10 protein-coding genes are annotated in these 5,121 nt (G+C 65.1%); 3 read left to right on the top strand and 7 right to left on the bottom strand.

Annotated features, from left to right (window positions below; genetic code table 11):
- Window positions 1–134 precede the first annotated feature (134 nt).
- The gene (locus tag AUC71_RS05895; protein WP_069623523.1) at window positions 135–401 is read left to right on the top strand and encodes a hypothetical protein; all 267 of its coding nucleotides are present in this window, start codon (window positions 135–137) and stop codon (window positions 399–401) included.
- A 69-nt stretch (window positions 402–470) separates the two neighbouring features.
- Here the strand turns inward: AUC71_RS05895 and AUC71_RS18570 are convergent, their stop codons facing one another.
- Window positions 471–821: a hypothetical protein gene (locus AUC71_RS18570; protein ID WP_141701481.1), complete on the bottom strand. Its 351-nt coding sequence runs from the start codon at window positions 819–821 to the stop codon at window positions 471–473.
- A gap of 224 nt (window positions 822–1,045) precedes the next feature.
- Here AUC71_RS18570 and AUC71_RS05890 point away from each other — a divergent pair, with 224 nt between their 5' ends.
- On the top strand, window positions 1,046–1,285 hold the full coding sequence (locus AUC71_RS05890) for a hypothetical protein (RefSeq protein ID WP_069623522.1): 240 nt from the start codon (window positions 1,046–1,048) through the stop codon (window positions 1,283–1,285).
- 32 nt (window positions 1,286–1,317) lie between these two features.
- On the opposite strand, the gene AUC71_RS05885 is transcribed toward AUC71_RS05890, so the two are convergent.
- The 6 genes from AUC71_RS05885 to AUC71_RS05860 form a co-directional block, all read right to left on the bottom strand.
- Complete coding sequence (locus AUC71_RS05885; RefSeq protein ID WP_069623521.1) at window positions 1,318–1,593, bottom strand: hypothetical protein; 276 nt, start codon at window positions 1,591–1,593, stop codon at window positions 1,318–1,320.
- A 94-nt stretch (window positions 1,594–1,687) separates the two neighbouring features.
- The gene (locus tag AUC71_RS05880; RefSeq protein ID WP_069623520.1) at window positions 1,688–2,266 is read right to left on the bottom strand and encodes a beta-class carbonic anhydrase; all 579 of its coding nucleotides are present in this window, start codon (window positions 2,264–2,266) and stop codon (window positions 1,688–1,690) included.
- 24 nt (window positions 2,267–2,290) lie between these two features.
- Window positions 2,291–2,746: a hypothetical protein gene (locus AUC71_RS05875; RefSeq protein WP_069623519.1), complete on the bottom strand. Its 456-nt coding sequence runs from the start codon at window positions 2,744–2,746 to the stop codon at window positions 2,291–2,293.
- Window positions 2,716–3,045 (bottom strand): hypothetical protein, encoded by a 330-nt coding sequence (locus AUC71_RS05870; protein WP_069623518.1) that lies wholly within the window; start codon window positions 3,043–3,045, stop codon window positions 2,716–2,718. The genes AUC71_RS05875 and AUC71_RS05870 overlap by 31 nt, the downstream gene beginning before the upstream one ends.
- A complete protein-coding gene (locus tag AUC71_RS05865; RefSeq protein ID WP_069623517.1) occupies window positions 3,042–3,467 on the bottom strand; it encodes a hypothetical protein in 426 nt (141 codons plus the stop codon). The genes AUC71_RS05870 and AUC71_RS05865 overlap by 4 nt, the downstream gene beginning before the upstream one ends.
- A 325-nt stretch (window positions 3,468–3,792) precedes the next feature.
- Entirely contained in the window at window positions 3,793–4,173 is a 381-nt protein-coding gene (locus AUC71_RS05860; protein ID WP_141701480.1) for a hypothetical protein, read from the bottom strand.
- A gap of 159 nt (window positions 4,174–4,332) precedes the next feature.
- On the opposite strand from AUC71_RS05860, the gene AUC71_RS05855 reads away from it, so the two are divergent.
- Window positions 4,333–5,031: a DsbA family oxidoreductase gene (locus AUC71_RS05855; RefSeq protein WP_069623524.1), complete on the top strand. Its 699-nt coding sequence runs from the start codon at window positions 4,333–4,335 to the stop codon at window positions 5,029–5,031.
- The last annotated feature ends 90 nt before the right edge of the window (window positions 5,032–5,121 follow it).

The raw sequence follows: 5,121 nt of genomic DNA, 5'->3' as shown, positions 1-5,121 counted from the left end.
AGGGTGCGCACGCGTATAAGACTCGCTTTTTTTGGGAATAAGGCGCATGTCTCGGGCATCATCGGGTGAGCGTCTCAGGCCCCGGTGACTGAGAGAGCTTTCGTCGCGCTCCCGCCTGAAACCTAGGAGCCTTCATGCCCTCGCCCAAATCCCTGCCCCGCCTCAGCGCCGCCATGACCGAGGACGCGCCGTCCGGAGATGACTCCGCGACCGGGCATAGCTTTCCCACCGGGCACGAGGTGATGCTCACCCAGCGCTACCCGCCGCGCAAGGCCGCGCCCGGTCCTTACAAGGTGGTGGCTCAGTTGCCGGCGCGGGACGGCCAATACCAATACCGCATCAAGAGCGGCTGCGAGCCGTTCTTCCGCACGATCGCCGAGAGCGAGATCGAGCGCAGCTAGCGCGAACCCGGCTTAACGGAAGCGACATCCCCATGGAATGCCTGGTCTGTGCCGGCGAGGCCAAAGACCTCACCCCGGAGAATTTCGACGGCCGTTTGATCGGCTGCCCGCGCTGCGGCAACTACGAGATCCTCGGCGCACCTGGACCTGTTCCAGAACGCGTCTCAGCCCGAGCGGGAAGCGGCGCTCGCCAAGGCGCCTTGCTGCAGGCTTCTCCCGCTGGCCGACCATCAAGCCCATCAATTTCTGAGCGCTCGCGCGCGGGTCAGTCTCAGCGGCGTTTCTTGGAGACGCCCTTCTGGGACGGTTGCCGGGCGGGTTCGCGGCGGCAAACGGCGAGACCGACACGGCCGGCGCCTTCTTCTTGTCCTGCTTCGGCTTCTTCTTTTCGCGATTGCTCTTCTGCTCGCCTTTGGCCATGGGGGCTCTCCTTCGGGGCGGGTCGACACGGACGGGGCCGAAATCCGGCTCACCGCCTCCCCTATGGCGCGGATCGGGTCCGGCGCCTAATGAATTTTGCCGACCGGTGCTTGCCGGCTTGCGCCCGTCTTTAACCGATCGCGTGCGATCCCGATGGACTTGGCGCGCGCGCGGGGATTTAATCCGCCCCCTGAGTTCAGCGTCTTATTTGGGGAGTTTCGAGCATGGTGAGAACGGTCCTGTTGCGTACGAGCCTGGCGGCCGCGGTGCTCGCCTCCTCGTTCGCCGTCTTGAGTGCGCCTGCCCGCGCCGATTGGCTCTGCGCCGGCGATACCTGCCGCTGGGTCGGCTACGACGTGATCGAGCCCGCCTTCGCCGATGCCTGGCCAGCCCCGCCGCGGGCGAGCTGCTTCTGGCGCCAGGGGATTTTCGGCCGCTGGAAGTTCGTCTGCCCGAACCGCTAGGCATAAGACCAGAAACTCTTGATGCCGCCCGTTCAGCGCATGGCGTTGAACACCAGCGACACGCCGAAGGCGAGCTTGGCGAGATAGACGAGGCCGAGATAGATCGCCGCCGTCACCGCGTGGCGGGCCAAGCCGAAGATGGAGTTGGAGATGAGCTGCTCGGGGCGTACGCGGCGGCGCATGCGCATGGCGACCCGGCCGAGAAGTTTGTGTTGGCGCGCGCTTGCCCCGATGAAGCCCGAAGCTTCGGTGAGGAACCAGGCGGCCTGAGGATTGTTGCCGTCGCCGGCGGTGTCTGCTTCGTTCATTTTCCCATGTGTGTCCTTTGCTCTTTGGCGGTTGCGCTTTGCATATAGGGAAAATGCGGCCCTTATACGAGCGCCCGCCGAGAGCCTATACGGCTCACGCCTTGCCGGCTTCCGTTGCTTCGGGCACCTCGATCAGCCGGCCGGATCTCACGTCGTAGATATAGCCGTAGACGGGGACGTCCTGGGGCACGAGCGGGTGGGCGCGGATGCGTTTCACGTCGGCGGTGACGCTCTCGGCCTGATCGGAAATGGTGAGCCAATCGATATGGTCGCCGGCGGTCGAGCCCGGCCCCTGCCCCACACCCTTCCAGCCGTCCGGCCCGATCTCCGCGGTGTCCAGGCTTTGGCGCAGCAGCCCGCGCATGATCTCGTCGGTGAAGGTCTCCATGCCGCAATCGGTGTGGTGGACGACGAACCATTCCTTGGTGCCGAGCAGCTTGTGGGAGATGACGAGCGAGCGAATGGCGTCGTCGCTGGCGCGGCCGCCGGCATTGCGGATCACATGCGCGTCGCCTTCGGCGAGTCCTGCGAACTTCGCCGGATCGAGCCGGGCGTCCATGCAGGTGAGGATGGCGAAGCGGCGAGCGGGCGGCATTGGCAATCCGGCCTTGTCCCCGAAGCTCCCGGCATAGTCCTCGTTCGCCGCCAGCACCTCGTCGCGAACCTTGGTCATAGCGTCTCCCTTCGCGCTTCGTCTTCAGTCTTGCGCCGGCTGCCAGCTTAGCACGGACAGCACGAGCGCGCCGAAGGCGAGCAGGTAGAGGCCTGCGCGCACCGCGTGGGAGTATTCCCATTGCGCGCGCCAAGCCTCCCAGTTGTCGGGGAGTATGGTCCAGTTCTCGGTGGCGCGGTTGGCGGGCGCGGTGAAACCCCAGAAGGCGATCATCTCGCCGGCGAGAAGCAGCACGGCGGCGGCCGCCAGCACGAAGGGCCACCCCGTGCCGCGCAGCGCGAACATCAGGGCGATCACGGCGAAGAAGGCCGCCGGTACGAACAGGCCGACCATCCACCAGCCGTCGTAGTTGCGCTGCACCGTGAGATAGTCTTGCGCGCCGATGCCGATCTTGTTGGGGAGTTCGAACAGGTGCGCCAGCGCAGCGCCCATGGCGATGGCGGTCAGCATCAGGGCGAGGAAGTAGAGCGTCCGCACCATGAAGTCTCAACCGTCTGGCGCGTGTGGGGTTCCGCCGCTTCCACCGAAACGAACGGACCCGCGCTTGGGAGCACGCGGGCCCGCCCAGGTCTAGCCAGCGAATCTCGGCTCAGCAGCGAGACCTGGCGCGGCCTAGACCGCGTCGCGATGGTAGCCGCCGAGCCTCCGGCCACGGCGCCGATGAAGCCGCCCACGAGCAGCGAAATGGCCGTGAAGATCGAGAAGTTGGCGGCCGCTTCCAGCGCCTCCTGGGAGAGCTCTTGTGCCGCCTCGGCTGCGGTGGCGGCGTCGGCGGTCACGGCTGCGGTGGTTCCGGCGATGCCGGTGCCGACGGCGAACAGGCGGCGACGATCACGGTCGCCAGCGCCCAGGCGAGCATGCCGTGGGCCGTATCCCGGAACAGCACCTCGTCAGTGCGCAAGCCCACCCATTTCTCGCGCAGGCGCCCCGCCAGATAGCCGCCGAAGCCGGCCGACAGCCATTGCATGACGATCAGCCAGATACCGGTGCCGATGGCGAAGGTCTCGGGCGACTCGTTGGCGAAGGACCACGGCTCAACGGTGGAGATGCCGAAGCCGGAGCCGGCCGTGAACAGAATGATGGAGACGGCGATCGCGCCGAGCGCCCCGCCGATGATGGCGCCCCAGTCGTTCGCCTTGCCGACGGGCCCGCCCGAGACAACGACTTCCTCTTCCACTGCGACAATGCCTTCGCGCGCCATGTTTGCCTCCTTGGTGCGTTTGTTCCGTGCGATGCGTGATGAAAACGTATGCAGTTATGGAACGAACGCCTCGGCGCGATTGTTCCCCTTTTGCAACTCAAGCAAAGGAGGCAACGATGGCTGGCATTCTGTTGTGGCTGATGGGCGTTCCCCTCATCGTCATTGTCATTCTCTATCTGCTCTTTTAGGCGTCGCGGGCGCACGCGCGCCAACGCACGCACCGTTCGCGATGGCCTTTCCGGCCGCCGCCTTTACGCCGTTCATCCAAAGCTCTTATCCGCCCTTCGACGCGCGCTGATACGCTGCCTCGCGGTGGCTGAGCGTGTCAGCCGCGGACGGCGATCCAATAGCCGGAGCAGACGCCCGAGGGGCCGACCCCGTTCCACTGGCCTTTGCCCTTTGCGCGCGTGAAGCGTCCGTTGCCGGCCGCTTTGCGCGGGCCGGCCACACCGTTCATCTGGGCTTGGCCCGAGCCGGATACGACACCGGCGATGTGGATCGGCCGGAAGACGAACTTGCCGCTGGTCGAGGTGATTTGACCGCCGCTTATGGCGAGGCCCACGCTGATGACGCCGCAATGGCCGTCGGTGGTCACGAGGGACATTTTCCAGGCGCCGTCATACGGGGCGGCTTGAGCGGGCGCCGCGAAACAGAGCATTGCGAAAGCGGCCGCCGAGGCGAGGCCAAGGGTGCGATTGCCAGTCATGAAATCCTCATCGTTCAAGTTGTCTAGACCTTGCGGGGGGTAGCCTGCATTAATTTTGTTAACGGAGCACGACCTCAGACGGTCGCATGCTTTTGCGCTATCGCAAGGTTCCAGACCGCGCTTCGCGTATTGGTCAGGCTGGGCGAAAAGAGCAGCAAAATGTCGAAAGTCGAGATCTCGTACTATTCGGATGTCTTGTGCGTCTGGGCCTATGTTGCCGAGCGGCGGCTCGAGGAACTCGCCAAGGAGTTCGGCGATCGGATCGCGATCGTGCCCCGCTTCTGCTCTGTCTTCCCCGACGCCTGGGGCAAGATCGACACGTCTTGGGGCTCTCGCGGCGGCTTCGCGGGTTACAACCGGCACCTGCGGGAGATCGCCGAGCGGTTTCCGCATATCGTGGTGCACGAGGAGGTGTGGCTCACAGCCCGGCCGAGGACGTCGGCGAGCGCGCACATGTTCCTGAAGGCTGTCGCCCTGATCGAGCGGGAGGCTCAGCGCGACGGCGCTGAGCCCCTTCCGTATCTCGACAGGCTCTCGACAGAGGCCGCGTGGGAAACGCGGCTGGCATTCTTCGCCTCGGCCAAGGATATTTCCGAATGGACCGTCCATCGTGAGATCGCCGAGCGCATCGGTCTCGATTACGCGGTCGTGGAGGATAAGATCCGATCCTCGGAAGCGGTGGCCCAGCTCGCCGCCGACTACGATCTGAGCCAGAAGAACGGTGTCGAAGGCAGTCCGACATTCTTGATGAATGACGGCCGGCAGAAGCTATTCGGCAATGTCGGCTACCGGCTGCTCGAAGCGAACGTCCAGGAACTCCTGCGCCGCCCCGCGGCGAACGAGGCCAGCTGGTGCTGATCCGCACTCGCCGAGTCATATTTCCTTCCGGCCAGACCCACGGTTTGAGTAAGGTCCGGCCCCGAAAGCGTCATTCAACCCAACGCGAGG

The organism is Methyloceanibacter marginalis (assembly GCF_001723295.1).
GTDB lineage: Bacteria > Pseudomonadota > Alphaproteobacteria > Rhizobiales > Methyloligellaceae > Methyloceanibacter > Methyloceanibacter marginalis.
Note: the sequence above shows the minus strand (reverse complement) of the source record. Positions and strands in the feature narration are given on the sequence as shown.

Excerpts from the sequence above, each read along its gene's own strand:
- AUC71_RS05895 (WP_069623523.1), top strand. The coding sequence starts at position 135 with ATGCCCTCGCCCAAATCCCTGCCCCGCCTCAGCGCCGCCATGACCGAG.
- AUC71_RS18570 (WP_141701481.1), bottom strand. The coding sequence starts at position 821 with ATGGCCAAAGGCGAGCAGAAGAGCAATCGCGAAAAGAAGAAGCCGAAG.
- AUC71_RS05890 (WP_069623522.1), top strand. The coding sequence starts at position 1,046 with ATGGTGAGAACGGTCCTGTTGCGTACGAGCCTGGCGGCCGCGGTGCTC.
- AUC71_RS05885 (WP_069623521.1), bottom strand. The coding sequence starts at position 1,593 with ATGAACGAAGCAGACACCGCCGGCGACGGCAACAATCCTCAGGCCGCC.
- AUC71_RS05880 (WP_069623520.1), bottom strand. The coding sequence starts at position 2,266 with ATGACCAAGGTTCGCGACGAGGTGCTGGCGGCGAACGAGGACTATGCC.
- AUC71_RS05875 (WP_069623519.1), bottom strand. The coding sequence starts at position 2,746 with ATGGTGCGGACGCTCTACTTCCTCGCCCTGATGCTGACCGCCATCGCC.
- AUC71_RS05865 (WP_069623517.1), bottom strand. The coding sequence starts at position 3,467 with ATGGCGCGCGAAGGCATTGTCGCAGTGGAAGAGGAAGTCGTTGTCTCG.
- AUC71_RS05860 (WP_141701480.1), bottom strand. The coding sequence starts at position 4,173 with ATGACTGGCAATCGCACCCTTGGCCTCGCCTCGGCGGCCGCTTTCGCA.
- AUC71_RS05855 (WP_069623524.1), top strand. The coding sequence starts at position 4,333 with ATGTCGAAAGTCGAGATCTCGTACTATTCGGATGTCTTGTGCGTCTGG.